We start from the raw sequence: 25,571 nt of genomic DNA, 5'->3' as shown, positions 1-25,571 counted from the left end.
TCGCTTGGGAGTCAGCGACCCACTGCTCGCTCTCCTCCGCCGTGTTGCTGCCGCAGCACTGTCTTGAGCACCTTGCCGGTGGCCGTGCGAGGCAGCTCGGGAACGAACTCGATCCGGGTGGGGCACTTGAAGTGAGCGAGCCGGTCCCGCGTATGCGCGACCAGTTCCTCGGCCGTTGCCTCGGCGCCTTCCTCCAGCGCGACCACGGCCACGGGGGTCTCGCCCCACCGATCGTCGGCGACCCCGACGACGGCCACCTCACGCACCGCGGGGTGCCGGTAGAGCACCTGCTCGACCTCGATCGGGTAGACGTTCTCGCCGCCCGTGATGATCATGTCCTTCTTGCGATCGACCACGTGATGAAGCCCTCCGCGTCCATGCGGCCCAGGTCGCCGGTGTGGAACCAGCCGCCGCGGAACGCCTCCGCGGTCGCCTCGGGCAGTCCCCAGTAGCCCGCGAACACGTTCGGCCCGCGAAGCACGAGCTCCCCCACCTCGTCGACGGCCGCCTCCCTGTCAGCGTCGTCGACGATCCGCGCCCGGACGTGGAACACCGCCCGGCCAATGGAGCCTGGCTTCTCCTTGACGTGGTCGGCATCCAGGATCGAGACGACCGGCGACGTCTCGGTCATCACGAAGCCTTCCTGGAAGGGAAGTCCCTTGCCTTGGTAGAAGTCGATCACCGGGAGCGGACAGGGTGCTCCACCCGACACGGCGAGGTCCAGCGACGACAGGTCGACATCGTCGAATCCGGGGACCGACATGAGAGCCGCCCACATGGCCGGGACCATGAACTGCACGGTGGCTCGCTCCTTGGACATGGCGTCCAGGGTCCGCACCGGATCGAACGAGGAAGAACCACGTTGGTTCCTCCTACGTACAGCAGCGGCAGGGTGTGGATCCCCAAGCCTCCGATGTGGAACATCGGCGCAACGGTGACGGTGACGTCGCTCTCGCGCAGCCCGCGTCCGAAGGACAAGCTGTTGACGACATTCCACATGTGGTTGTCGTGGGTCAGTATCGCGCCCTTGGGTCGCCCGGTGGTCCCTGAGGTGTACATCAGGCAGGACAGGTCGCGTCGATCGACGTCGGTGTCCACGGATCGGGGACCACCTCCGGCCAGCACCTGCTCGTAGCGCACCTCGCCCTCGACTGGTTCGCCGCCGACGATGAGTCGCGACCGGACCCGCACGCCGTCTCCGGCAAGTGCCGAGCGGGCTACTGACGCGAGGGGAGCCGAGTACACGAACGTGTCAGATCCCGAATCCGCAAGAAGATACGACACCTCGGCGGGCGCGAGGCGCACGTTCATGGGGACGAACACGGCGCCCAGCTTGGCCGTGGCCAGCATCGTCTCGATGAACGCCGTGCTGTTGAGCAGGAGTCCGGCGACCGTGTCGCCCTGCCGCACCCCGAGGGATCGCAGCGCTCGGGCCAGCTGGTTGGTGCTGATGTCGAGCTCCGCATACGTCATCCGCCGTTCCCCGTCGACCAGCGCGATCCTGTCGCCGGACACGAAGGCCCTCGTGGAGATTCAGCTGCCGATACCCTCGTCCATGCGTTGTCCTTTTCATCAGGATCACCTGTGGTGACCATGGTCACTGGCAGTTTGATCAAACCTGACGCCGGCGTCAAGATGGACGCGGGCGCGAACGCGTCGGATGGAGGGGACACACGATGACGTCGACCGTGCCGGGACCGTTGCCAGCCATGGCCCGCGGCCGGCGCACCAAATCGGCGCTCGTGCAGGCTGGGCGCCAACTCTTCGAAGAGCACGGATTCTCCACCGTTGGCATCGATGCCATCGCCCACGGTGCCGGAGTCTCCCACGGGACGTTCTACACGTGGTTCGACTCGAAGGAGGCGTTGCTGCGCGAGATCGTGACCGGCGTCGCGAAGGAGATCTTCACCGCGACCTCGATCGGGACCCGCCTTCCGCCGGATGCGTCGTACGCCCGCATCGAGGCGGCGAACCGGTCCTTCCTGAGAGCCGTGACCCGTCACTCTCGGATCTTGCGCGTGCTGGACTCCCAGGCAGACGTCCGGGAGGACTTCCGGGGGCTGAGACTGGAGATCCGCGAGTCCTTCGTCCGCTGCGGCATGGAAGGGTTGATCCGCATGCAAGAGCTCGGGCTGGCGGATCCGATGCTGCCGCCGCGTGCGACGGCAAGCGCCCTGGGCGCCATGGTCGAGTCCTTCGCCCACCTGTGGCAGGACCCGGTCGAGGGGTTGGACGAGGCGGAGGCCGTCGACGTCCTTACGCGGTTGTGGGCCGGGGCGATCGGCCTCGCGCCGCAAGCCTGGCCAGGAGGAGACCGAGCGGCCGCGGCCACCGAGGCGCTCCACGAGTGAGCGGCACACAGTGCCCCGTCAGCGCTGCTCCCAGCGCCACGGGGTGTCGCTGGTCCGCGCCACCCGTCCCCTGCTCTCCAGCAGCACCAGGTGCGCCAGGGTTTCCGCGATGGCCGCTCGGCGCATGAAACCGGAGATCTCTGCCCAGGGCCGCGACCAGGTCAGCGCCGCGGTGAGCTCCCATGCCGTCGGTGCCATGGCGAGGGCGGCGTGAATCTCCTCCAGCCGAGCGTCGTGGTGGCCCAGCAGCGCCGACACGCGCGCCGCGAGGCCGGCGAAGCGATACTCGTGCGCGGGCAGCACCTCGTCCAGCTCGTGGTCCAGTCCGCCGACACGTGCCAGGGAGTCGACGAAGTCGGCAAGCGGGTTGCCGCTCGACTGCGCGTGCACCCCGATGTTGGGTGTGATGCGGGGAAGGACGTGGTCCCCGGAGAAGAGGACGCGACGCTGGTGCTCGTGGAAGCACAGGTGGCCGGGCGAGTGGCCGGGCGTGTGGACCGCTCGCAGATCCCAGCCGGGCAACGGCAGCCGGTCGCCGTCTCGGATGAGGCGGTCGGGCTCGGTCTGGCGGACGTAGGCCGCGATCGGCAGCGAAGCGCGCGACAGGGTCTGCAACTCGTCGTCGGGTATCCCGCATTTCCGCAACAGCCTGGCCATGTCGTCGAGCAGGTCGGTCATCCCCGCCCCGTACCGGGCGGGAAGCAGGGCCGCGTCGTCGGGGTGGAGTCCCACCCAGGCACCCGATGCCTCGCGGATCCGTCCAGCCAGGCCGTAGTGGTCGGGATGGATGTGCGTCACCATCACGCCGCGGACGTCGCCGATGGCGTGCCCGGCCGTCGCCAACCCGTCGGTCAAGGCCTGCCACGCCTCATCGGTGTCCCACCCGGCGTCGATGAGCGCCACCCCGTCGTCCATCTCGAGCGAGTAGACCAGGACGTAGCGCAGCGGGTTGACGGGGATGGGGACGGGGATCGACCACAGCCCAGGCTGCACCTGTTCCACCGGGGGCAGTAGCTTCTCCGCCCACGCCCGCTTTTGCTCGGTGCCGGTGACCCGAAACGGGCGGGCCGGCTCGGCAGTCACAGACCGATCCTCTTGCTGATGACTTCGTTCATGATCTCGTTCGTCCCACCGCCGATGCCCAGGATCCGCGCGTCCCGATAGTGCCGCTCGACCTCGGACTCGCGCATGTAGCCCATGCCGCCGAAGATCTGCACGGCCTCGTTCACCACGAAGTCGCACGCGTACACCGCCGTGTTCTTCGCCATCGACACCTCGGTGACGACATCCTCGCCGGCGAGGTACCGCTGCGCGACCGCCCGGGTGTAGCACCGCGCGACGTCGACCTGGCGGGCCATCTCGGCGAGCTTGTGCCGGATGACCTGACGCGAGGACAGCGGCCGTCCGAACGTCTCCCGGTCCCGCGCCCACCCGACCGCCAGATCCAAGGCTCGGGCTGCGGTGGCGTAGGCCTGGACGGCGAGGCCGATCCGCTCGTTCTGGAACTGTTGCATGATCTGCACGAAGCCGGAGTTCTCCGCGCCGACGAGGTTCGCGGCCGGGACCCGGACGTCGGAGAAGGACAGTTCGGCGGTGTCGCTGCACCGCCAGCCCATCTTGTCCAGCCGGCGGGACACGGTGAACCCGGGCGTGGCCTTGTCGATGACCAGCAGGGAGACCCCGGCGTGGCCGGGTCCGCCGGTGCGCACCGCGGCGGTGACGAAGTCGGCGCGGATGCCGCTGGTGATGAAGGTCTTCGCACCGTTGACGACGTACGCGTCTCCGTCGAGGACCGCCCGGGTGCGAAGGTTGGCGACGTCGGAACCCCCGCTCGGTTCGGACACCGCCAGCGATCCGATCAGCTCCCCGGCGAGCGTGGGGCGGACATAGCGCTCGACCAACTCGGGGCCGCCGTTGGCGGCGATGTGCGGAAGCGCGATGCCCTGGGTGAACAGCGAGGCACACACACCGGTGGATCCGCCGCCGTTCAGGATCTCCTCGGTGATGATCGCGGAGTCGATCGCGTTGCCGCCGCTGCCGCCCACCTCCTCGGCGAACCCGACGCCGAGGAGACCGACGTCGGCGGTCTTGCGGTGCAGATCGCGCGGCAGCTCGCCGGACTGTTCCCACTCGTCCACGTGCGGTGCGATCTCCCGGGCGACGAAATCGCGCGCCAGCCGTCGCAGCGCCACCCGCTCGGGTGTGCGCCACGGGTCGCCGGTGGGTGTGGTGATATCGGTCTGCGTCACAGTCGTCCTCCTTCGCTTGGTGCGTCCGCCGCAGTGAGCCACGCCGGCGGGCGCTTGTCCAACAGTGCGGCGATGCCCTCCCTCGCCTCGTCCGAGGCGAACCTCTCGGCGGAGACCGCAGCCATCCGCCGGAAGTCCTCCTTCAGGTCGGGACCGGGGAGGTCTCGCAGCAACTGCTTGGTGATGGCCAGCGCCTGGGGGGCACCCTTGCTCAGCTGCCCGGCCAGCATGTCGACCGTCAGGTCCAGCTCGTCGTCGGGGACCGCGCGATCCAGGAGGCCGACGTCGCGGGCGCGCAGCCCGTCGAAGATCTCTCCGGTCAGGAACAGTTCTCGGGCGGAGCGGTGGTCCATCCGGCGCAGGCAAGCTACGGCGATCACGGCCGGGGCGACGCCGATGCGGACCTCGCTGAACCCGAACGTCGCGCCGACCAGTCCGACCGTGGGGTCACACGCCGCGATCAGGCCCAGCCCGCCCGCGCGCGCAGCACCGTTGACCCGCGCGACGACAGGCGCTGGGCTCTCGTAGATCAACGTCAGGATGTCCGGCAGGCCGACCACCGATGGCGCCGCGCCCGTCCGCTGCTCCTTGAGGTCGGCACCGGAGCAGAACACGGTGCCGGTTCCCGTCAGCACGACGACTCGCGTCCGTTCGTCCACGGTGACCAGCGCCAAGGCCGCGTGCACCTGTTCGACCATGGCGCGCGACAGAGCGTTGCGATTGTGTGGGGAGTCCAGGGTGACCTCCGCGACCGGCCCGTGGGGGCGGACACGGACCAGCTCCTCATCAGCCACGGAAACGCTCCCTCAGCTCGTGCTTCTGGATCTTGCCGGTCGCCGTCTTGGGCAAGCCGGTCAGGACCTCGATCCGCTTCGGGACCTGGAAGCCCGCCAGTTGCTCGCGGCACAATGCGGTCAACCGATCCGACAGTGCGCTGGTGTCGACGGCGGGGTCGACGGCGACGACGACCGCTGTCACGGCCTCGCCCCATCTGTCGTCGGGTAGGCCGATGACCGCGACCTCGGTGATCTCCGGGGAGCTGAGCAGCACCCGCTCCACCTCGACGGAGGAGACGTTCTCGCCGCCGGTCTTCACGATGTCCTTGAGTCGGTCGGAGAACCAGACCACCCCCTCCTCGTCGAGGTGCCCGATGTCGCCGCTGTGGAACCAGGCGTGGGCGAAGGCGGCGGTGTTCGCTTCGGGGTTGTTCCAGTAGCCGCTCATCACGTGCGGACCGCGGTAGACGATCTCCCCGGTCTCTCCCCGAGGCAGCAGGTCCCCACCCGGTCCCATCATCCGGGTGTCGACGGTCACGACCGAGGGACCCCACGAGGCGCTCTTGGTGTCCTGGTGCGCCGGCCACTGGAGCACCGTGGCCGGCACGCATTCGGTCTGCCCCGAGCCGAGCAGTACGTCGGCGTTGGGGAAGGCGGCGGCTATCTGACCGATCCGTTCCTGCGGCATCGGAGCCATGGCGTACATGCACAGCCGCACGGAGGACAGGTCGCGCTCCTCGAGCCTCGGTGTGGCCAGCACCGCGGCCCACATCATGGGCAGCAGCAGCAGGTGCGTGGCCCGGCTGCCCTCCACGATGTCCAGGTAGGCGTCAGGCTGGAAACCAGGGGGCAGGATCGCGGTGCCGCCGGTGAGCAGCACAGGCAGCAGCAGCGTATCCAGTGCCGTGGTGTGGAACAGCGGCAGCACGATCGGGGCCACGGAGAACTCGTGCCCGTGCCGGTGCCCCACCTGCAGCGCGCTGCTGAGTGCCGCCACGTGAACGGCGAGGTGGCTGGTCAGGACGCCCTTGGGGCGGGCGGTCGTGCCAGAGGTGTAGAGGCAGTGCACGGTGTCGCGGTCCTCGACCACCACCTGCAACGGGGTCGGGTCCGCGGCCACATCGTCCCAGCGCAACGCGGTGCGCCCGGCCACCGGGTCCGACGTGTCCCCGGTGACGACCACGGTGGTGACCTGCGGCAGATCGGGGAGTATCTGTTCGAGGAGCGGAACGAATGCGGGGTCGGCGACCACAGCACGCACTCCTGCGTCGGCGAGGATCCACGCCACCTCGTCCGGCGGCAGCATCAGATTGACGGGCAGGGCGACGAGTGCGGACTTGGCACACCCGAAGAAGGTGGCAACGAACCGCCACGAGTTGCCCAGCAGGAAGGCCACGGGCTCCTGGCGTTCGAGGCCCGTCGCGAGCATGCCCCGCCCGAAGGCCTCGGCGGCGGCATCGAGGCGTGCGTAGGTGATCTCCTCGCCGTCCTGCACGATGGCGGTGCGGTCGGGGAACTGGAATGCCGAGCGGGTGAGCATGTCGCCCACCGACAGTCTGGTCGCCAGGTTGAACGCGAGGGGATCGACCCCCGATAGATCAGGACGCATCGCTGTTCCCTTCCTCGGTGTCGGCGACGACGGCGAGCGTCGCCCCTGTCTCTACCTGCGCGCCGACCTGAACGTGCAGGGCCTGCACCACTCCGGCGGCGGGCGCCACCACGGGGTGCTCCATCTTCATGGCCTCCAGGACCAGCACCAGCTGTCCCGCGTCGATTCGCTCGCCCTCGACCACGGCCACCCGGCTCACTGTGCCCGGCATCGCAGCGGTGAGCGACCCGGGGGCCACCTTCGCCGTGGGTTCGGGGAAACGCGGCTGCTCGACCAGCGTCGTCGAGCCGTCCGGTCCGTCGACGAACGACCGGTCACCCTGGACGTGCACCTCGTAGGTGGCGCGCAGCCCGTCGGCCTCGACCTCCAGCCGGACCCGGCCCGGCCGCAGGACGTCGGTGCCGAGCACCGTCAGCGGCACCGGCGCCGCATCAAGGTCGGCGGTGATCCCGCTCCGGTCGAAGCTGTAGCGCACGGTGCCGGCGTCGAAGACCGTCGTGTGCGGCGCTGTCGGGTTGTTGCGCCAGCCCGATGGCAGGCCTGCGAGCGCCGGCGCGGCACTTCGCCGTAGCGCGGCGCCGGCCAGCGCCGCCACGACGGCATGCCGGCGACGTCCCTCGTCATCGACCAGCGGTGCGGCGAGCAGGTCGAGGCCGTGCCGATCCAGGAACCCGGTGTCGGTCTCGCCGGCGAGGAACGCCTCGCTGCGCAGGACGCGGACGAGGAGGTCGCGGTTGGTCGTCAGTCCGTGAAGCCGTGCGCGTTGGAGTGCGCCTGCCAACGCCAGCGCTGCCGAGGTCCGGTCCGGCGCCCAGGCGATCACCTTGGCGAGCATCGGGTCGTAGTGCACTCCGACCTCGACGCCCGAAGCGACGCCACTGTCGAGCCGGACTCCCGGTCCGGTCGGCAGTCGGAACTCGGTATCGGCGGGGACGTGGAAGTCCTCGAGCCGCCCCGACTGGGGCAGCCAGTTGCGGGACGGGTCCTCGGCGTAGAGCCGTACCTCGATCGCGCAGCCGGTCAGGGTGGGCGTCAGTGCCTCCGCGGGCAGCGGGCGGCCCGCCGCGACGTCGAACTGCAATCGGACCAGGTCCAGCCCGGTGACGGCCTCGGTGACGGGGTGCTCCACCTGCAGGCGGGTGTTGACCTCGAGGAAGAAGAAGTCGCCCCCGTCGTCGAGCAAGAACTCGACCGTGCCCGCACCGACGTAGTCGATGGCGCGCGCGGCGGCGACGGCCGCGTCCTGCAGCCGCTCACGCAGGTCGGGGTCGACCGCGGGGGACGGCGCCTCCTCGACCACCTTCTGGTGGCGGCGCTGGATGGAGCACTCGCGCTCGAAGAGCGCCACCGTGTGCCCGTGGCTGTCGCCGAAGATCTGAACCTCGACGTGCCGCGGCCGTTCGACCAGGCGCTCCAGGAACACGGTGCCGTTGCCGAATGCGGACGCTGCCTCGCGGCCGGCACCCGCGACAGCATCCGCGAGGTCGCTCGGGTCGCGCACCTCGCGCATGCCGCGGCCGCCGCCACCGAAGGACGCCTTGACCAGGAGCGGGTAGCCGACGTCGGCGGCCGCCTTCTCCAGCTCCACTCCCACGAGGCCGGTGGCGTCCGCGCTGGGCAGGGTCGGCACCCCGGCGCGCTGCATGAGCTCCTTGGCGGCAAGCTTGCTGCCCATGGCCTCGATGGCCTCGACGCTGGGGCCCACGAAGACCAGTCCCGCCACCTGCACCGCCCGGGCGAAATCTGCGTTCTCGGACAGGAACCCGTAGCCCGGATGGACGCAGTCCGCGCCGGCTCTCAGCGCCGCGGCCACCACCAGGTCGGCATCCAGATAGGTCTCGGACGGGGTGTTGCCCGGTAGCCGGACGGCCACGTCGGCGTCGGCGACGTAGGGGGCGTCGGCGTCGGCGTCGGAGTACACCGCGACGGTGCGCAGCCCCATGGCCCGGGCGGTGGCGAACACTCGGCGGGCGATCTCCCCGCGGTTGGCCACCAGGACACTTCTCAGTGTGCGTTGGTCGGTCACAGGCGGAACACCCCCCATCCGTCGTGCAGCCCTCTGACAGGTGCGTTGTGAATCACCGACAGAGCCAGCCCGAGAACGGTGCGGGTGTCGCGCGGGTCGATGATCCCGTCGTCGTAGACCCGGCCGGAGAGGAACAGCGCTACCGACTCGGCCTCGATCTGCTGCTCCACTGCGGCCCGCATCGCAGCCGCGGCCTCCTCGTCGTAGTCGCGGCCACGGGCCTGCGCGCTGGCTCTTCCGACGATATCGAGCACTCCTGCCAGCTGCGCCGCCCCCATCACCGCACTCTTGGCATTGGGCCAGGCGAACAGGAAACGAGGATCGTAGGACCGCCCGCACATGCCGTAGTTCCCGGCGCCGTACGAGGCGCCGATGTTCATCGTCAGGTGCGGCACCGTGCTGTTGGAGACAGCGTTGATCATCTGCGAGCCGGCCTTGATGATGCCGTTCTGCTCGTACTCGGTGCCGACCATGTAGCCGGTCGTGTTCTGCAGGAACAGCAGCGGGGTGTCAACCTGGTTGGCCAGCTGGATGAACTGCGCGGCCTTCTGCGCGTCCTCCCGGAACAACACGCCACGGGCGTTGGCCAGCACGCCGATCGGATAGCCGTGGATGCTAGCCCACCCGGTGACCAGCGACGTGCCGTAGAGCGGCTTGTGCTCGTCGAAGCGGCTGCCATCGACGATCCGGGCCAACACGTCGCGGGGGTCCAGCGACTGGCGCAGGTCCGCAGGGGCGAGGTCGAGCAGCTCCTCCGGGTCGAACAGCGGGGGGTCGGCCGGATGGGCCGGGCCGGGGCCGGCTTTGCGCCAGTTGAGTTTGCGTACGATCTGCCGCCCGAGCCGGATGGCGTCGAGCTCGTCGACGGCCAGGTGGTCGGCACTGCCGGAGGTGCGGGCGTGCATCGACGCTCCGCCGAGGGACTCGTCCTCGGCCTCCTCCCCGGTGGCCATCTTCACCAGCGGCGGCCCGGCGAGGAACACCTTGCTGCGGCCGTCGATCATCACGACGTGGTCGCTCATGCCGGGCACGTAGGCGCCGCCGGCGGTGCTGTTGCCGAAGACCAGGGCGACGGTAGGAATGCCTTGCGAGGACAGTCGGGTCAGGTTGCGGAACGCGCGCCCGCCGGGGATGAAGATCTCCGACTGGGTGGGCAGGTCCGCGCCCCCGGACTCGACCAGGCTGATGAACGGCAGTCGATTGGTCTCGGCGATCTCGTGCGCGCGCTGGGTCTTGCGGAAGGTGTAGGGGTTGCTCGTCCCTCCTCGCACCGTCGCGTCGTTCGCCGAGATCATCACCTCGACGCCTTCGACGACTCCGATGCCGGTCACCACGCTGGCCCCCACGGGGAAGTCGGTGCCCCACGCCGCGTACGGCGACAGCTCGAGGAACGGGCTGTCCCGGTCCAGCAGCAGCTCGATGCGTTCGCGGACGGTGAGCTTGCCACGGGCCCGGTGGCGGGCCACTGCGCTCTCGCCGCCCCCCAGGTTGGCGTGTGCGCGCAGCTCGCCCAGTTCGGCGAGGCGATCGAGGAGCGCGGTACGGTTCTCCGTGGCGCGGTCGGCGAGGATGGTCACGTTCTTCCTTCCGGTAGCAGAGACATCGGGACATCGACCAAGCGAGAACGCAGCCACTCCCCCACGGCCTTGGCCTGGGGATCGAATCGAGTGCTGGCGGCCACGCCCTCGCCGAGCAGGCCAGGCAGCTGGAAGATCAGCGCGCGGAAGCCGGGCAGCAGTTCACGGGTAACTGGCAGGCCGGAGGCCTCGGGCAGCAGCTCACGCAGCCGCTCAGCGGTGAGGAAACTCGACAGCCAGGCGTAGCCCTCGTCGCTGCGGGCGTACACGCCGAGGGTCGCGGCACCGCCCTTGTCGCCACTGCGGGCGCCGACGACGCGGCCCAGCGGGACGCGGCGGGTGGGTCCGGCGGCCTCCGGGCCGCTGATGTCGCCCGCCGGCTCCCCGGGCCCCGGCGCCGCACCCTCCAGCGTGCTACCCGGCTGCGGCCGCGTCGAAGGGACCCTATCCGTGCCGCCGTCAGGCAGGCCGACCACGTGAGAGACGTCATCGACCCGCACCCATGCCGGCGCGTAGACGCCGTAAGCCGACGGGCGGGGCGGGGCGCCTGCGGCGAAGAAGCCGGGGACGGTGGCCAGGGCGAACTCGATCACGGGCACGGTGAACTCTTTGCCCACCTTGTTGCGGTCCGGGTCCTTCACGGTCACCTGCAGCACGGCGCTGGCCTCTTCCTCAGCCCCGGAGTCTGGGGAATCCGTGCGCGCCAGGGTCACCACCGCCTCGGCCACGTCCGCCAGCACGGGCGCCAGTTGTCGACGCAGCACATCGGCCTTGCGGTCGACGTCCAGCCCGGCCAGCGGCAGGGTCATGGCGTTGCGGAAGCCACCGAGACGGTTCGTCGCCACCTTCAGCCACTCTCCTGGCGGCAGGCCGCGTGCCCCGGTGACCTCGACGCGGTCGCGCGCGACCTGGCGCAACCGCAGGCCGTCGAACCGGGTGACGACGTCGGGGCCGCCGTAGCGGCCGCCGGTGAGTTCGTAGAGCAGCTGCTCGGTGACCGTCTCGACGGTCACCGCTCCGCCGGTGCCGGGGTGCTTGGTGATGACCGCCGTGCCGTCCGCGGCGATCTCGGCGAGCGGGAAACCGATGTGGTCCAGGCAGCGCGGGTCGGCATCGAGCAACTCGGTAAAGAAGCTGAAGTTCCCGCCGGTCGCCTGCGTGCCGCACTCGAGCACGTGTCCGGCAACCGTAGCGCCGGCCAGCGCGTCAAGGTCCTCGGCGCTCCAGCGATGGTGCCAGGCGGCCGGGCCGACGACGAGGCTGGCATCGGTGACGCGTCCGGTGACGACGACGTCGGCACCGGCCTCCAGTGCCCGCACGATACCCCAACAGCCGAGATAGGCGTTGGCGGTCAGGACGTCGAGGAACTCGCCGTTCACCGCCACCAGGTCGCCGTCCGCCGGTGGCCGCTCGCCGACCCGCAGGCGGCCGGTGGAGCACAGCTGGGCGAGCCGGGGCATCAGGTCGTCGCCGCTGACGGTGGCGACCCGCACCGGGACCCCCAGCCGAGCGCCGAGCTCACCGACCGCGTCGGCCAGACCCCGCGGGTTGAGCCCGCCGGCATTGCTGACGATCCGCACCCCCCGGCTGAGTGCGTCAGCGAGGCAGTCCTCCAGCTGGGTCAGGAAAGAGCGGGCATAGCCCGCCGCCGGGTCGGTGGAACGCTGGCGGCCGAGGATCAGCATGGTGAGCTCGGCGAGGTAATCACCGGTGAGGACGTCGACATCCCCGCCGTCGAGCATTTCGCGCATCGCCGACGTGCGATCGCCGTAAAAGCCGGAGACGTTAGCCACCCGAAGCGGGGTGCTCACCGCAGCGGCTCCCGGCCGGCACCGGGCGGGTCGGCGAAGGCCTGGAAGATCCCGGCCCACTCCCGGGCCGCCGCCACCCGAACACTCAGCGCCAGGTGGTGTCGGCGCCGACGCTGGTTGCCCAGCAGGCACGAATCTAGCGGCGCGCCATTAGCGACGTCCGCCGCGGCGGGCGGGCACCATGTCAAAGTCTGGCCGTCAGGCCCGAACAGAAGCGGCCGCACCGGTGCCTCCGGAATCGTTGCGCCGATCTCATCCCGCGGGTAAGTTATCGACCATGTAGTTGGGAACGCACGCTAGTAGCGATCACCATGCGTGTCAACGAGCGAGTTCAGACTGCTGATGTTTGAGAAAACGCGTGTTCACAACCTCAGATCTTCATGCCCACTGCGAACCGACGGGAGTGAGGGGGCGGGGACTCACACGCACTGCGGCTGACTTTCGGAACGTGTCAATCTGGCTGCTTCAGACCCGCGCCTGGTCCATGCTGCACGCGGCGCGTGGAGGGTCTGCGTCGACGAATCCCCTAGCGCGGACTAGTTGTACCCGGCCATCAGGTTGGTAGCAGTCGGCTGATCGGTGGCTTGCCTCCGAGTGCGCTGTGGCGGCGATCAGTGTTGTAGTGCTCGAGCCATGGCGCAAGGGCGGCTGCTCGGTCGTCGTTGGTGAGGAAGACCTGTCGGTAGGCCCACTCGGTGGCCAGGGTGCGGTTGAGTCTCTCGACCTTGCCGTTCTGCCATGGGCAGTGGGGTCGGATGAACTTCTGGACGATGCCGTGCTCGGCACACAGTTCGCGCAGTGAGTAGCGGTAGGCCCAGGCGTTGTCAGTCATCAGCCGTTCGATCCGGGTGATGCCATGGGCCGCGAAGTAGTCGATGGCGCGTTCGAGGAACGCTGCGCACGTGGTGCCCTTCTCGTCGGGCAGGATCTCGCTGTAGGCCAGTCGGGAGTGGTCGTCGACGAGGGAGTGGACGTAGTCGTAGCCGATCTTGACCTTGCGGTCGAGGTTGCGACTCTGCCGACCGTGGGCTCGCCAGCCGCCGCCGTCGGGGATCTTGCCGAGCTTCTTCACGTCCATGTGGACCAGCTCGCCAGGCCGCGCGCGCTCGTAGCGGACCGCGGTCTGTTTCGAGGACCGGATGACATCGCCGGTCATCGGGTCGCACTCACGCAGGTACGGGACGTCGTGGCGGCGCAGGATCCGCGACACGGTCCGCGCGGGCACCCCGACCTTCGGCGCGAGGACGTCGGGACCGTCGCGGTGCTCAGCGCGGGCAGCCAGGACTTTCTGTTCGACCTCGTCACTGGTCTTGGTGGGCATCGTGTGGGGGCGCGAGGAACGATCGCGCAGCCCGCCCGGCCCCTCTTGGTCGAACCGGTCGATCCACTTCTTCACACACTTGCGCGAGACACCCATCGCGGCAGCGATGTGGGCCTGGGCCATGCCGGCCTGGTGGCGTTGAACGATCAGCAGTCGACCGTGGACAGTTAGTCGGACATTACCGGGGGACACGAGAACCTCCGGGTTGGAGTGGGCCTTAGACAAGCCACATCCCATCCGGGGGTTCTCGCTCGTTCAACCAGGCTCGCCGCTACCAACGTCCTGGCCGGGTACAACTAGTGCGCGGGCAGTTCCGCGGCGAGGCGGCCGTGCCGCTCCGGCTCGAGTCGTAGAGCCCAAGGTATCGACGGCCTCGCCCGGGCATTCGTACATGGTGGGTTGGTGTCCGCGCTATAGCCGACCTTGCGGGCGCGGTGCTTCAAGCCGATGGGAGCAGTCCGGTGAGGTTGACGCCCGTTATGCCGGGGTCAGAGATTTCACCGGTGGCACTCTCAGACCTGTCGATCGAAGGGCAATATAGGAGGTGCCTACAGCCACGGGGACTGTCCGGCACCGAATGCGACCTCATACGGGATGGTTGCGGTGCTCTCCTAGCCGACTCGCGGCGGGTCCCACTGCTTCGTGACGTCGGACTCGGGCAGCTGCTGCGTCTCGACGATCTCCGCAGTGGTGTCGACCACCTTGCGCTTCATTTTGATGACACCCGCCTGAGGTACTCGATCGAACGTTCCGGCTCAACACCGAGGCGGGCGCCTTCGAGCGCCGGTGGCGCGCGATCCGCGCAGACGCCGGTCTCGACTGGGTGACGCCGCACACCTCTCGCAAGACCGTGGCGACGGTGATCGACCGGCTGGTCGACCTCCGACACCGCGGCACGCGTCCTCGGACACTTCTCGGCCTCGATCACCCAGGAGCACTACATAGAGAAGGACCGCTCCACACCCGACGTCTCGCGGCTCTTGCAGACCTTCGCCGGCCCGGGAGTGCGACCCCGGTTACTTTCCGAGTGGGATGGCTTGAGTGCAAGCTTCAGACGCTGCGCCACTCCGCCCATGGCGTTGCGGTTGCTCCATGTGTCGCCTGACCGACGATCTCGTGGGTCATCCACGCGCGCAGTTCCCGAACGTCCGGCGGCGACGCGAGCGTCAGGAGCAGGCCGTCTGCACAGTTGGTCAGCTCGCGCGATGACGATCTGCAGTTGCTCGACAACAGAGCTGAACTCGCGAGGCATGGCCATGTCCACGTCCACCACCTCCTTGTCCTCGTCGCGCGCAAGCTCGGCCGCCCTGCGCCCCGTCAGGCGGGCGTGCGTGGGCGAGACCAGGAGGCCGCGGATTTCGTCGGCAAGCGCGGCTGAGTGGGGGCTGCCTCGATCAACTGACAACAGCTGGAGCTCCCGCACGAGCTCGTCGAGGTGGCGGTCCTGCTGGAGGATCAGCTCCACTGGACACTGTGCGAGTCGGACCATCACCCAGCCGGGCGGAAGGTCCTCGTGCGAAGGACGGCTCGCGGTCTGCAAGTTGCGCAGCCGGGCGGGTGGTGACGTGGCGACGTCATCGCGGCCGCTCAGTTCCGCCCACACCTGCTTGCCGCGCTCGGTTCCGTCGACGCCCCAACGGTCGGCCACCATTCCCACGATCGCTAGACCGCGACCGGTCGCGTCTAGTTCATTCCAAGCGACGGCATCGTCGTCCGCGCGTGCGTGTCCGTGCAGTTACGACGTCAGCATCCAGCGGACCGTCGTCCTCGACGGACAGCGTTACACCGGATCTTCCCCGCTCGAGCGTCACGTACATGAACTTTGCCCCGGCGTGCAGTGCGGCGTTGGTCGCGAGTTCGCTCACTACGAGTGCTGCGTCATCGACAAAACGTCCTTCGTTTCACGCGCTGAGTCCGTCGACGACGAAGCGGCGCGCTCCCGCAACGCTGGCTGGGTCTGCAGCCAAGCGCACCTGCAGCCTGGCTGGAGCACCTCCCATGAACACGCAGGCTAGCGCCAACCGACGCACTGACGCGGTGTCAGCGGCTGCCAAGGCAACCCTGCTACGCATGCGGCCGACCTTAAGGCTGTCCGCATCTCCACCTCTCGGCCTACAACGGTGCGGCCGTCTCTCCGGACTGAGATACAGCCACTGGCGAAAAGGTACCTTCTCTCCCTCAACCTTCAACGCCTTGCGTAAATTTAGCCACTTGTCTTGTATAGTTCTCGCTCTTCATGGCGCATGCTATTAGGACTGGTCATAAGCGCACACGCAGACGAAGCGATACAGACGCTGATTGACGAGGGGCGGAGACGCGCGGCAATTGTTGACCCGCTCCATCAGCGTTGTGGAAAGCGCTTCCACACGCCACTGAGGGCGGCAAGCGCTTTCGGCCCGCTCTGCTCCGAGCGACGCATGACGCCTTGGGCGGTGAACTAAACGCGGCGGCGCTACAGATCGGCGCGGCCTTGGAGATCATGCACACGGCGTTCGTGATTCACGATGACGTGATTGACGGCGATCTGATCCGACGCGGACGCCTGAATGTGAGCGGCAACCTTCCGAGCCCACGCCATCGCAGACGGCGCCGACGAGGCCGCCGCCACGGCCTACGGCAGCACGGCAGCCATTCTCGCGGGCGACCTTGCCCTCACAACTGCCATGCGCGCGGTGGCCACCTGCGCGGCACAGGTCCACGTTGGTCCATCGTCTCCTTGGAAGGATCGGGCCTACCTTTCCAAGGCCCGTGACTCCGGAGCTTTTGCGGGTTCCCTCGTGATTTCAATGGTTTGTGCGCGTTGCTCGTCCATGCTACGTGGGGTTCATCTGGGTCGTGGCGATGGTCTCTGGAGGGTAAATGAGACCTTTCGAGTCCCCTCGCGGGGCGTGAGGGCAGGACGCCTCGTGACACAGGGGTTCAGAGAGCCGTGTGGGGTAACCGCTGCGATGCGGCACGGTGGTCGCCCTGACCGAAAGACCGATACCAGCGCACCCGGGTTACATCATTCCGTCACGCATGGGGAACGACGGCAGGAATCGGCGGTCTAACGATGGCGGCGCTGGTCAGTCTCGATCGCTGGGCCGGGCCCATACTTCGCCTCTCGGTGAGCCACGCTCTCGCGCTGTCGGTTACCGCGCGACATTGTGACAGCACGCGGAAGGTGGACGGATTCCGGATCGGGACACGGGAGACTGTCTATCCGACGCCACGTCGGGACGTCAGGTCGTGGGAACCAGCGATCGCGCGTCGAGGCGGTGCCGGACAGCCACGGGGGAAGCTGTCCGCCACCCAGTGCGACCTCAAACGGGGGGTGGCAGCGGCCGGAAAGATGAGTCTTGCATGGCGCGACAATGCCACGCCAGTAGTGCCATTCTTGACCCGCGCTTCCGCCCGAGGCGCCGACCACGGACCGCCGGCGGGGCAGACGCACCCAGCGACGCGATGCGGTCTCATGACTGGGGAGCAGCCAGGGTCCGACCCGGGTTGTTCAACGGGTTGCCGGGAACAGCCGCCGCGCCCGAGGCACGCCAAAGCGCATGGCGAGGGGGCGAAGAGGACGCACGGGATGGTCCGCTGAGTTCATGCTGCGACCTCCCGCCCGTCCATCAGGACCGCCGAGCGGGTCGACAGCAGTTCGATGGGGGCGACCGGGATGCCGTGCTCGTCGAGCGCTGCCCGGGCCGAGACCAGGTGCCCTTCGACGAGGGCCTCGACGAAGGCGCGGGAGCCGCACGCGGTGAGCAGCCCCTGCACCTCCACGAGCTCGTCAGCGCTCAGGTCGCGACCGACGTACCCGGCGATTCTGGGCCACTCGGGGGTGGACTGGGCGTGGACGAGCAGCAGCGTCTGCTTACGGGTGCGTAAATCGCTGGTTGCGCTCTTGCCCGAGCGGTTCGGGTCGCCGAAGACGCCGATGAGGTCGTCGGTCAGCTGGAAGGCGATGCCCAGCACCCGCCCGGTCGCTCCGAGCCGGTCGCGGGTTCCCTCGTCGGCGCCAGCGAGCACGGCACCGGCCTGGAGAGGAAGTGCGAAGGAGTATGCACTGGTCTTCTGCTCCGCCATCAGAAGGCTCTCGGGCAGCGTGACGGGCGTGGGGTCGACGGAGAAGCGTACGTCGGCCAGCTCGCCCGCCGCGGTCGTGTGCAGCGCCGAGTCGAAGAGGTCCATCAATTGGTGGACGGCAGCGGCGGGTGCCCGGCAGGTGGCCACGGCACGTACTGCGGCGGCGAGGGCCAGGTCACCCGCGAGAATCGCCGCCGTGCGGCCGTACACGATGGCCTCGTCCGAGTCCGCACCGGCGGCGAGCGCCCCATCGCGGAAAACTCCGCTCACGTTGAGCCGGCCGCGGCGAAGGTGGTCGCCGTCGATGACGTCGTCGTGGATGACGAACGCAGTGTGGAGCAGCTCCACCGCCGCACCCACCTCCGCGGCGGCGGCCGGCTGGGAGCCACCCAGGGCGTCGTGGGTCGCGACGAGGAGCGCGGGCCGGAACCGCTTGCCGCCCTCCGTCGCCGCGGCCAGCGCGTCCCACAGGCGGGCATGCTCAGGGTCGGTTAGCTGTGCTCGGGCGCGACCAGTGTCGAGCATGCGGGCCAACGCCAGGTCGGGGAGGCTCTCGGTCCCTAGGCTCGTCACTTCCCACTCGTTTGGTGTCGTGTGTCACATCCCATGCAACACTGAGCAACCAAATCTAGGCATAGTGAAGAGGTTTCGCGACGAGCCCGGATTAACGGTCACCGACCACCTGGCCCGGCCGATAGAGCACGGAAGACCGGCCGCGACCGTCTGAAGGGATCGCGCCGCAGGGCTTTACGGACCTCGGCAACCCAGCCGAGCACCGTCCGTACGCCGAACCCGCCGCCGCGCGCGCCGCTCGCGGGCGCTCTGCGCGTGCTGTCAGGCGAGCTCCGAGACAAGACCAATGATGTGACGCAGCAGCGGGACCGCGATCGACTGCTCCTCGGCGGTGAGGGATGTCCAGGCCACCGCCAACCGGTCGGCAACCAGGCCGCGCTTGGCGGCCAGAAGTTGCTCCCCGCGCTCGGTGAGCGTGAGTACGCGTCGGCGTCGATCGTCTTCGGCTGGGATGCGGCGCAGCAGGCCGGCCGCTTCCAGCCCGGCGGCCTGTTGGGTCACCGTGGGTTGGCTCAGCAGCGTGTATGCCGAGATGGCGGCGATGCCCTCGCGACCGCAAGCCTGCACGGCGTCCAGCAGCACCAGTTGTGGCACGGTGACGTCGTCTAAAAGCGGCTGAAGTCGGCCCCTGGTCCTTCGAGCGACTGCAAGCAGGGCCAGCACCGCATCGGCGAACTGTTGCCCGTCATCGGTCGTCGTCTGGTTCCGTGCGCGGTCGACGTCGACCGCTTCGCCATCAGCACCCATACGCGCTCCCCTAGGTCGATGCCGCCGACTGCCAAGACCGGCCGTCGAAGGCGGATCGGCAGTCGCATCTGCCGTCACGCTACCGGCCGCCGCCGGCGGCTACCGCTCGGCAAGGCGTCAGGCGAATGTCTGCGTGCTCACTGGGCAATGTTGCTCATTGGGCAGGCCCGGTCATACTGAGGGAGTGGATCGTGGGTTGCGGGACCTCAAGCGGGAGGCGACGGCACAGGCGCTGGCTGAGGCGGCCTTCGAGTTGACCCGTGAGCGCGGGTTGTTCGGGTTTGTCACTGCGGACGTCGTGGAGCGGGCGGGCTACTCCCGGCGCACCTTCGCGAACCACTTCTCCTGCAAGGAGGAGGCAGTCGCCGCGGTCGCGTTCGGGGGTGTCGACGACGCCAGCGCGATCCTCGCCGACCTGCCCGATGACCTGCCATTGCTCGATGCCCTGTTGTCCGTCATGAGGGATCAGTTCACCGCGGACACCTTGGTGAGGATGCGCGAGCTGATGGCCATGGCACGGCAGTACCCAACCCTCGAGCCCTACGTCCTCAGCGTTCAGCAACGCATGCGTCACACCGCCCAGGAGCTCTTGGGATCCGTAGCCGGGGACCGGTACCCCGCCATCTACGTGCCGCTGCTGTTCGGCGCCGTCTATGGCGCCGTGATGGCCGCCTTGGAGGGAACTCTCGACGTGCACCTGGACGGCGAGAACGAGGCCACCCCCGCATCGATGGACTACGCCTCGTTCCTCGATCTCACCTTCGACTACCTGCGCCACGGCCTCTAGCCACCGCCGCCCCGCCCCTCAAGGAGACCCAGAACCCATGTCCACATTCTTGTACCGGCTCGGACGAACCGCATTCGGCCGGCCGTGGCTGTTCATTGCCGGTTGGGTGGCGGTCCTCGCCGCGGTCGTCGGTGCCGTGGCCATCAACGGGGTGAACGTCAGCTCCGAGATGAAGATCGAGGGCACCGAGGCCCAGACCGTGCTTGACCGCGTGGCCGATGAGCTTCCCGCGGCGTCGGGGGGTCAGGCCAGCGTGGTCTTCACTGTGCCGGGCGGTGAGCGCCTCGACACTCCGGAGCGTCTTGCGGTGATCAGCGGCACCGTCAGCGACGTCTATGACCTCGAGAAGGTCGTCAACCCCCTGGACGCCGCTCTGGGTCCCGGGGAGCAGGGCGGACCGGGCACTGATCAGGAAGGTGCGCCGGCCGATCCCTCGGCCGGGTCGGAGCAGGGGCAGGCGCCTCCCTACCAGCCGCTGGTGATGGACGGGGCCCCGGTGCCTGGGGTGCTGGTGTCCTCGGACGGGCAGGTCGCGCTGTTCCAATTCCAGTTCACAGTCGCCTCGACCTCGTTGACTGATGACGACGTCACCTCGGTGGTCGAGGTGGTGGAGCGTGCCGAGCAGGGAACCGGGATCACCGTTCTACCGAGCGACTCGCTCAAGGCCATCGAAATCCCAGTCGGCATCGGCGAGGTCATCGGTCTCGCCGTCGCCGCTCTCGTGCTGGTGCTCACCCTGGGTTCGCTGATCGCGGCCGGTTTGCCCCTGATCACCGCGCTGGTCGGCGTCGGCATCGGCGTAGGCGGCGCGTACGCGCTCTCTACTGCCGTCGAGATGAACTCCGCCACCCCCGTCCTCGGCCTCATGGTCGGCCTCGCCGTCGGCATCGACTACGCGCTCTTCGTCGTCAACCGCCAGCGACGGCTGATCCTCGACCAGGGACTCACCGCGAAGGAGGCCGCGGGCAGAGCGGTCGGCACCGCGGGCAGCGCCGTGTTCTTCGCCGGCCTGACCGTCCTCATCGCACTGACCGCCCTGACCGTCATCGGCATCGCCATGCTGTCCACGATGGCACTGGTCGCGGCGTCCACGGTCGCCCTGGCCGTTCTCATCGCCCTGACCCTGCTGCCCGCCCTGCTCGGGCTGGTCGGCGAGCGGATCTGCTCCAACAAGGCCCGAGCCCAACGCCGCGCCAAGGTGGAAGCCGAGTCCCACAGCGTCGCCGACCACTGGGTCAAGGGCGTGATCAGGTTCAGGTGGCCCGTCATCGCAGGAGTGGTCGCGATCCTGGGCGTGATGGCGATCCCCGCGGCCAGCATGAACCTGGGGATCCCAACCGGTGCGACCGCAAACCAGGACACCGCCGCACGGCAGAGCTACGAGGCCGTCTCCCAGGGCTTCGGTGAGGGATTCAACGGCCCCCTCCTGGTCACCGCAGAGCCCACCGGCTCCACAGACCGCGTCACACCCGAGCTGACCGCCAAGCTCCTCGCCGAGTTCCAGGACCGAGACGACATCGTGCTGGCCGCCCCGGTCGGCGTCAACGAGGCCGGCGACCTGGCCGTGTTCAGCGTCATCCCAACCTCCGGCCCCAGCGACGAGGCCACCAGCGACCTCGTGAAGTCGCTGCGCGAGCCCGACAACGCCATCGCCCAGACCAATGATGTGCAGCTCGGCGTCACCGGGTTCACCGCCATCGGCATCGACATGTCCGACAAGCTCGCCGACGTCCTACCGCTCTACCTCGGCATCATCATCGCCCTTTCCGTCCTGATCCTGATGCTGGTCTTCCGCTCGATCGTCGTCCCACTCAAGGCCACCGCCGGCTTCCTGCTCAGCATCCTGGCCACCTTCGGTGCCACCACCGCCGTCTTCCAGTGGGGCTGGCTCAGCAGCCTCTTCGGGTTCGACACCGGCGGCCCGCTGATGAGCTTCATGCCGATCATCGTGACCGGCATCCTCTACGGACTCGCCATGGACTACGAGGTCTTCCTGGTCTCCTCCATGCGCGAGGCACACATCCACGGCCAGCCAGCCCGCCAGAGCGTCGTGCATGGCTTCGACCAGGCCAGCCGCGTCGTGGTCGCCGCCGCGATCATCATGGTCGCGGTCTTCTCCGGCTTCATCTTCAGCCACGACATCATGATCAAGCAGATCGGCTTCGCCCTCGCCGCCGGCATCCTCATCGACGCCTTCATCGTCCGGCTGACGCTCGTCCCGGCTCTCATGGCCGTCTTCGACGAGCGAGCATGGTGGCTGCCCCGCTGGCTCGACCGCCTGCTGCCCGACCTCGACATCGAGGGCGACAAGCTGCTGACCATGCTCAACCAGCAGGCCGAGGCCACTGGTCGCCAAAACATCGAGGTCCGCAACTGAGGAACCGAAGCGTCCAGAGACGAACGTCGGGGGCACGTCCTGGAGGCCCCACCACACCGACCCGGACCGCCGGCAGGGCCCGAACGCGATCGACCGCCAACCTTTGGCGCCTCGATCACCGAGGATCGCTATCCAGGATCTCGGCGGTACTCGGCCCAGCGCCCGAGCATGCCCTCCGTCTCGCCGCGCAGGAACGCGATGAACTCTGTCGCCTCGGCCAATCGGTGGCCACCGCCGTTCGCGCCGAGCTCGACGGCCGCGGACTCCATCACGGACTCCCACTGCTTGAGGACCGGGATCCAGGCGGCCACGATCATGCCGCACACGTCGCCCTCACAGACCCGGTAGAACTCGGCCCTCCTCCCGGGTTCCCTCTCCTTGACCACCATCCGTGTCGCGGTGAGATGCCGCACGGCCCCCGAGATTGCGGCCGGACTGACCCGGACCCCGTCCGCGAGCGCGGCGGCGGAGTAGCGGTCAGCGTCGTCGGCGAGCATGTAGGCCAACACCCTGGCGGGCATCCGTGGGATCCCGGCTTCGTTCAGGATCAGGGCAATTCGCTCGACCACGCGAAGCAGCCCCTCGCTCTCGTCCTGCCAGCGGCTCGGCATCATCTGCTCAGCATCGCTCATCGAGCCAGGCCCATCCGGCTGTCCCCGTTGGGATACCGATCGCGGTCCGCCGGGGCCTGTGCCGGGCCGTCGATATCGTCCCCGCACCCGGGAATGCCCGTGTCTGGCGCGGTCGCCGACGCCGAGCGTCCGGACGCGGCCGGAGCATGCGACCTCCGCGTCACCCGAGCTGCTACGTGTCCAGCTCCCCCACCGGACCAATCCCGCCCCCCGTGCGGTCTCCCCGGGCGCTCCAGCCTCCCCGAGCAGATTGGCCGCAATCCAGCGTGCTGGCGTCGGCCTCCCGCCGCAGACACGTCCGACCCGCGAGGTCCCAGCCATCGAACGGCCCGGGATCTAGGGCAGCCGTCAGAGAACCGCCTGCAAACCGCAGATCCTGTAGGCGTCCGGGCTGTGGGGGTCTGTTTCAAGGTCGGTGCCAGCCCCGGCGCCTCCAGGTGCGGGACCGGCCGGAACGGGCAGGCCCGTCGTTGAGGTGCGCTGGATCGCGTTCGCGGAGGTACTCCTCAAGGTCGCCCAGCCCGCGGGCGATGTCTCGACGCAGCCTGCGTTCGGCAAAGAACCGGACGCGGGGCGCAGGATGGTCGCGAACCCACTCCGTATACATGACCTGCCCCATGCACCAGCATGCACCGAACGCGACGCTGCCAGCCACCAGCGTCCACCACACGACTGCCAAGACATCCCACAGGGCGCTCCCCAGCTGTTGCCATGCCGGGCCGTACGGACTCCCGTAGCTCACCTCACCCACCTCCAGCCGTGGCGGCCGAACCCGGGGGATCGCGATCACCCGTAGGTAGCGGTCGGCGCCAGCCTACGCCGAAATACATAGGAGGAAAAGGGTAGATGCAGAGGGTTGCAGCCGCCCACCGCGCTATGCCTGTCCCTGCAGTGGGCATGCTGTTGGCTACCGATGGCGTTCATCGCCCGGCGTTGCCGCGTCTGGCTGAGCGAGTTCGTCAGACCACCAAGAATCGGCGCACTCAGTGTCGCCTCCGCTTTGAGTCGTCGTTGCCCCCGATGTCGGGGTGAGGACGTATGCAGCCTCGTTGCCCTTCGAGCACCATCGTCCGACACTGTCAGGATGACGGCACCGTCCTCGACGACGTGACGCGGTCGCTGACCAGCGACACACAGGCTGGACTTCATGAGGAGTGCCGCGCCCAGGCGTGTCGCGTCTGCTCTCCGAGCCGCCGGCCCTTCGACGGCGGCCCTTGGACGGAACAACCAGGCAGGTGGGGTATGGATCAACCTTCTGATGGAACGGCTGCAGTGGCAGCGGCGGCCGTGAGCCCGGTCCCCGGAGGACCAGGGCGCCGGCCGGGGCACAGTTCGACACGCGAGGAGATAGCTCGGGCAGCCCGCGAGCAGTTCGCCGCCAAAGGCTACGACCGCGTCACGCTGAGGGCGGTCGCAGCACAGGCGGGCGTGGATGCCGCCCTGGTGGCGTACTTCTTTGGCTCGAAACGCGAGCTGTTCGACGAAGTCGTCAACCTTCCTTCCGACTCGCCCGCACTCATGGCTCGGCTCATCGACGGGGACCCGAGGAGCGTCGGGGAACGCTTGGCAAGACTGGTGATCGAGGCACTCGATGAGACGGGCCGGCGAGAGCGCATCCTCGCAACCATCCGCACTGCGGCGGTCGAAGCCGACACCGCTCGCATGATTGGCGACAAGTTCACTACTGAGCTGCTGGAACCGGTCGTGTGCCAGCTCGGGGTCGCGCAGGCACCATTGCGCGCCGCGCTCGTGATGTCGCAGATCCTGGGCCTCACCTTGGCTCGCCACGTCGTCGGCCTCGAGGATCTGACCTCTGCAAGTCAGGACGAGCTGGTGGCCGCGCTTGCTCCCACGTTGCAGCGCTACTTGGTCGGCGACATCTCCTGACCGGCGTCCGGCTGTCCCCAAACATCGCCCACCTGCGAACTGCGTCGGGTCGGGTGGGACTGCTGAGCCGCTACACATGGAGCCGCAGCGCTTGTCCCGGCGCCGCGCCGGCCGTGGCCACGCGAGACATCGCGGGTGGGTGCGCTCGCCATTCCCCAAAGCTGTTATGCATGGTTGATGGAATCGATTGGATCGGAGATCGACCTCGTCTCGGTGGAGTCCATCGAGCAGGAGCTGACCTTGTTGGTGCGTCGTGCCCAGAAGGTGCACTTGCGCGGCGGCCCGATAGAGCAGGTGGTGGAGAGGGCCGCCTACGGGATCCTCGCCTGGCTCCATGACACCGGCCCGCTACGGTCCAGTGAGCTCGCAGCGCACTTCCACCTCGACGCCTCGACGATCAGCCGACAGGTCGCGGCCCTGGAGCAGGCCGGCCTTGTCACGCGCGAACCGGACGCCGACGACCGGCGCGCTCTCCGGCTGCGGCTCACCGAGCACGGCCGGAGCGTGTTGAGCACGACGCGGGCGGAACGGCGCGGCGTCGTCCGGGAGCTGCTGCGGTCGTGGTCGCCCGAGGATCTGGCGCGCTTCGCGTCCCTGCTCGCGGCGTTCAACGCCGGCCTCGGCGAGCATCTGGCCGCGCATCCCCACACCGCGCAAGAGGGCCAGCGATGAGCACGCCGTCCTCCCCGCTCTGCTGGTTTCTGGCACACCGGTCGTTCACCGAATGGTCGAGCCAAGCACGTACGGCGACCTGCAGCACAGTGGAGACGGTCCACTCAGGCC

General features: G+C 68.6%; 19 protein-coding genes and 1 pseudogene. 6 read left to right on the top strand and 14 right to left on the bottom strand.

Annotated elements, in window-relative coordinates; genetic code table 11:
* Nucleotides 1-11: 11 nt before the first annotated feature.
* Together K4G59_RS17665 and K4G59_RS17660 are read right to left on the bottom strand one after the other, a co-directional pair.
* Nucleotides 12-356 carry an AMP-binding enzyme gene (locus tag K4G59_RS17665; RefSeq protein ID WP_231252377.1) on the bottom strand — a complete coding sequence of 115 codons (345 nt, stop codon included), beginning with the start codon at nt 354-356 and terminating at the stop codon, nt 12-14.
* Nucleotides 332-1,473 (bottom strand): annotated as a pseudogene (locus tag K4G59_RS17660) (AMP-binding protein). Before K4G59_RS17660 ends, K4G59_RS17665 begins: the two are co-directional and overlap by 25 nt.
* Before the next feature lie 203 nt (nt 1,474-1,676).
* Here K4G59_RS17660 and K4G59_RS17655 point away from each other — a divergent pair.
* On the top strand, nt 1,677-2,351 hold the full coding sequence (locus K4G59_RS17655) for a TetR/AcrR family transcriptional regulator (protein WP_231252376.1): 675 nt from the start codon (nt 1,677-1,679) through the stop codon (nt 2,349-2,351).
* A gap of 18 nt (nt 2,352-2,369) precedes the next feature.
* Here K4G59_RS17655 and K4G59_RS17650 read toward each other — a convergent pair whose 3' ends face one another.
* The 9 genes from K4G59_RS17650 to K4G59_RS17610 all read right to left on the bottom strand — a co-directional run bounded on the left by K4G59_RS17650 (nt 2,370) and on the right by K4G59_RS17610 (nt 15,371).
* Complete coding sequence (locus tag K4G59_RS17650; protein ID WP_231252375.1) at nt 2,370-3,434, bottom strand: MBL fold metallo-hydrolase; 1,065 nt, start codon at nt 3,432-3,434, stop codon at nt 2,370-2,372.
* The gene (locus tag K4G59_RS17645; RefSeq protein WP_231252374.1) at nt 3,431-4,600 is read right to left on the bottom strand and encodes an acyl-CoA dehydrogenase family protein; all 1,170 of its coding nucleotides are present in this window, start codon (nt 4,598-4,600) and stop codon (nt 3,431-3,433) included. The genes K4G59_RS17650 and K4G59_RS17645 overlap by 4 nt, the downstream gene beginning before the upstream one ends.
* Entirely contained in the window at nt 4,597-5,394 is a 798-nt protein-coding gene (locus tag K4G59_RS17640) for an enoyl-CoA hydratase-related protein (RefSeq protein WP_231252373.1), read from the bottom strand. Before K4G59_RS17640 ends, K4G59_RS17645 begins: the two co-directional genes overlap by 4 nt.
* Nucleotides 5,387-6,916 (bottom strand): class I adenylate-forming enzyme family protein, encoded by a 1,530-nt coding sequence (locus tag K4G59_RS17635; RefSeq protein ID WP_231252372.1) that lies wholly within the window; start codon nt 6,914-6,916, stop codon nt 5,387-5,389. Before K4G59_RS17635 ends, K4G59_RS17640 begins: the two co-directional genes overlap by 8 nt.
* A gap of 58 nt (nt 6,917-6,974) precedes the next feature.
* Nucleotides 6,975-9,029, bottom strand: a complete 2,055-nt coding sequence (locus K4G59_RS17630) for an ATP-binding protein (protein ID WP_231252371.1) — start codon at nt 9,027-9,029, stop codon at nt 6,975-6,977.
* The gene (locus K4G59_RS17625) at nt 9,008-10,588 is read right to left on the bottom strand and encodes an acyl-CoA carboxylase subunit beta (RefSeq protein ID WP_231252451.1); all 1,581 of its coding nucleotides are present in this window, start codon (nt 10,586-10,588) and stop codon (nt 9,008-9,010) included. The genes K4G59_RS17630 and K4G59_RS17625 overlap by 22 nt, the downstream gene beginning before the upstream one ends.
* Nucleotides 10,585-12,399: an acyclic terpene utilization AtuA family protein gene (locus K4G59_RS17620; protein ID WP_231252370.1), complete on the bottom strand. Its 1,815-nt coding sequence runs from the start codon at nt 12,397-12,399 to the stop codon at nt 10,585-10,587. Before K4G59_RS17620 ends, K4G59_RS17625 begins: the two co-directional genes overlap by 4 nt.
* A 553-nt stretch (nt 12,400-12,952) precedes the next feature.
* Nucleotides 12,953-13,912, bottom strand: a complete 960-nt coding sequence (locus K4G59_RS17615) for an IS481 family transposase (protein ID WP_231252369.1) — start codon at nt 13,910-13,912, stop codon at nt 12,953-12,955.
* Nucleotides 13,913-14,657: 745 nt separating this feature from the next.
* Nucleotides 14,658-15,371: a hypothetical protein gene (locus K4G59_RS17610; protein WP_231252368.1), complete on the bottom strand. Its 714-nt coding sequence runs from the start codon at nt 15,369-15,371 to the stop codon at nt 14,658-14,660.
* Between the two features lie 696 nt (nt 15,372-16,067).
* Here K4G59_RS17610 and K4G59_RS20695 point away from each other — a divergent pair.
* Complete coding sequence (locus K4G59_RS20695; RefSeq protein WP_372461833.1) at nt 16,068-16,472, top strand: polyprenyl synthetase family protein; 405 nt, start codon at nt 16,068-16,070, stop codon at nt 16,470-16,472.
* Between the two features lie 830 nt (nt 16,473-17,302).
* Here K4G59_RS20695 and K4G59_RS17605 read toward each other — a convergent pair.
* Both K4G59_RS17605 and K4G59_RS17600 read right to left on the bottom strand, forming a co-directional pair.
* Nucleotides 17,303-18,358, bottom strand: coding sequence for a polyprenyl synthetase family protein (locus K4G59_RS17605; RefSeq protein WP_231252367.1), 1,056 nt, complete (start codon nt 18,356-18,358; stop codon nt 17,303-17,305).
* Nucleotides 18,359-18,619: 261 nt separating this feature from the next.
* Nucleotides 18,620-19,105, bottom strand: coding sequence for a MarR family winged helix-turn-helix transcriptional regulator (locus K4G59_RS17600; protein ID WP_231252366.1), 486 nt, complete (start codon nt 19,103-19,105; stop codon nt 18,620-18,622).
* A gap of 184 nt (nt 19,106-19,289) precedes the next feature.
* Here K4G59_RS17600 and K4G59_RS17595 point away from each other — a divergent pair, with 184 nt between their 5' ends.
* Nucleotides 19,290-19,892: a TetR/AcrR family transcriptional regulator gene (locus K4G59_RS17595; RefSeq protein WP_231252365.1), complete on the top strand. Its 603-nt coding sequence runs from the start codon at nt 19,290-19,292 to the stop codon at nt 19,890-19,892.
* A gap of 37 nt (nt 19,893-19,929) precedes the next feature.
* Nucleotides 19,930-22,269, top strand: a complete 2,340-nt coding sequence (locus K4G59_RS17590) for an MMPL family transporter (RefSeq protein WP_231252364.1) — start codon at nt 19,930-19,932, stop codon at nt 22,267-22,269.
* 128 nt (nt 22,270-22,397) lie between these two features.
* On the opposite strand, the gene K4G59_RS17585 is transcribed toward K4G59_RS17590, so the two are convergent.
* On the bottom strand, nt 22,398-22,901 hold the full coding sequence (locus K4G59_RS17585) for a GbsR/MarR family transcriptional regulator (RefSeq protein WP_231252363.1): 504 nt from the start codon (nt 22,899-22,901) through the stop codon (nt 22,398-22,400).
* Between the two features lie 1,038 nt (nt 22,902-23,939).
* Between K4G59_RS17585 and K4G59_RS17580 the strand changes: the two genes are divergently transcribed.
* Nucleotides 23,940-24,788: a TetR/AcrR family transcriptional regulator gene (locus K4G59_RS17580; RefSeq protein WP_308189429.1), complete on the top strand. Its 849-nt coding sequence runs from the start codon at nt 23,940-23,942 to the stop codon at nt 24,786-24,788.
* Between the two features lie 135 nt (nt 24,789-24,923).
* The gene (locus K4G59_RS17575) at nt 24,924-25,460 is read left to right on the top strand and encodes a MarR family winged helix-turn-helix transcriptional regulator (protein WP_231252361.1); all 537 of its coding nucleotides are present in this window, start codon (nt 24,924-24,926) and stop codon (nt 25,458-25,460) included.
* Nucleotides 25,461-25,571 lie beyond the last annotated feature (111 nt).

It is taken from the genome of Nocardioides furvisabuli (genome assembly GCF_021083185.1).
GTDB lineage: Bacteria > Actinomycetota > Actinomycetes > Propionibacteriales > Nocardioidaceae > Nocardioides > Nocardioides furvisabuli.
This window is presented reverse-complemented; position numbering and strand designations above follow the sequence as displayed.

Coding starts and splice junctions, on each gene's coding strand:
- K4G59_RS17655 (WP_231252376.1), top strand. CDS start 1,677: ATGACGTCGACCGTGCCGGGACCGTTGCCAGCCATGGCCCGCGGCCGG.
- K4G59_RS17635 (WP_231252372.1), bottom strand. CDS start 6,916: ATGCTCACCCGCTCGGCATTCCAGTTCCCCGACCGCACCGCCATCGTG.
- K4G59_RS17630 (WP_231252371.1), bottom strand. CDS start 9,029: ATGGGGGGTGTTCCGCCTGTGACCGACCAACGCACACTGAGAAGTGTC.
- K4G59_RS17610 (WP_231252368.1), bottom strand. CDS start 15,371: ATGGTGGCCGACCGTTGGGGCGTCGACGGAACCGAGCGCGGCAAGCAG.
- K4G59_RS17600 (WP_231252366.1), bottom strand. CDS start 19,105: ATGGGTGCTGATGGCGAAGCGGTCGACGTCGACCGCGCACGGAACCAG.
- K4G59_RS17590 (WP_231252364.1), top strand. CDS start 19,930: ATGTCCACATTCTTGTACCGGCTCGGACGAACCGCATTCGGCCGGCCG.
- K4G59_RS17585 (WP_231252363.1), bottom strand. CDS start 22,901: ATGAGCGATGCTGAGCAGATGATGCCGAGCCGCTGGCAGGACGAGAGC.
- K4G59_RS17580 (WP_308189429.1), top strand. CDS start 23,940: ATGCAGCCTCGTTGCCCTTCGAGCACCATCGTCCGACACTGTCAGGAT.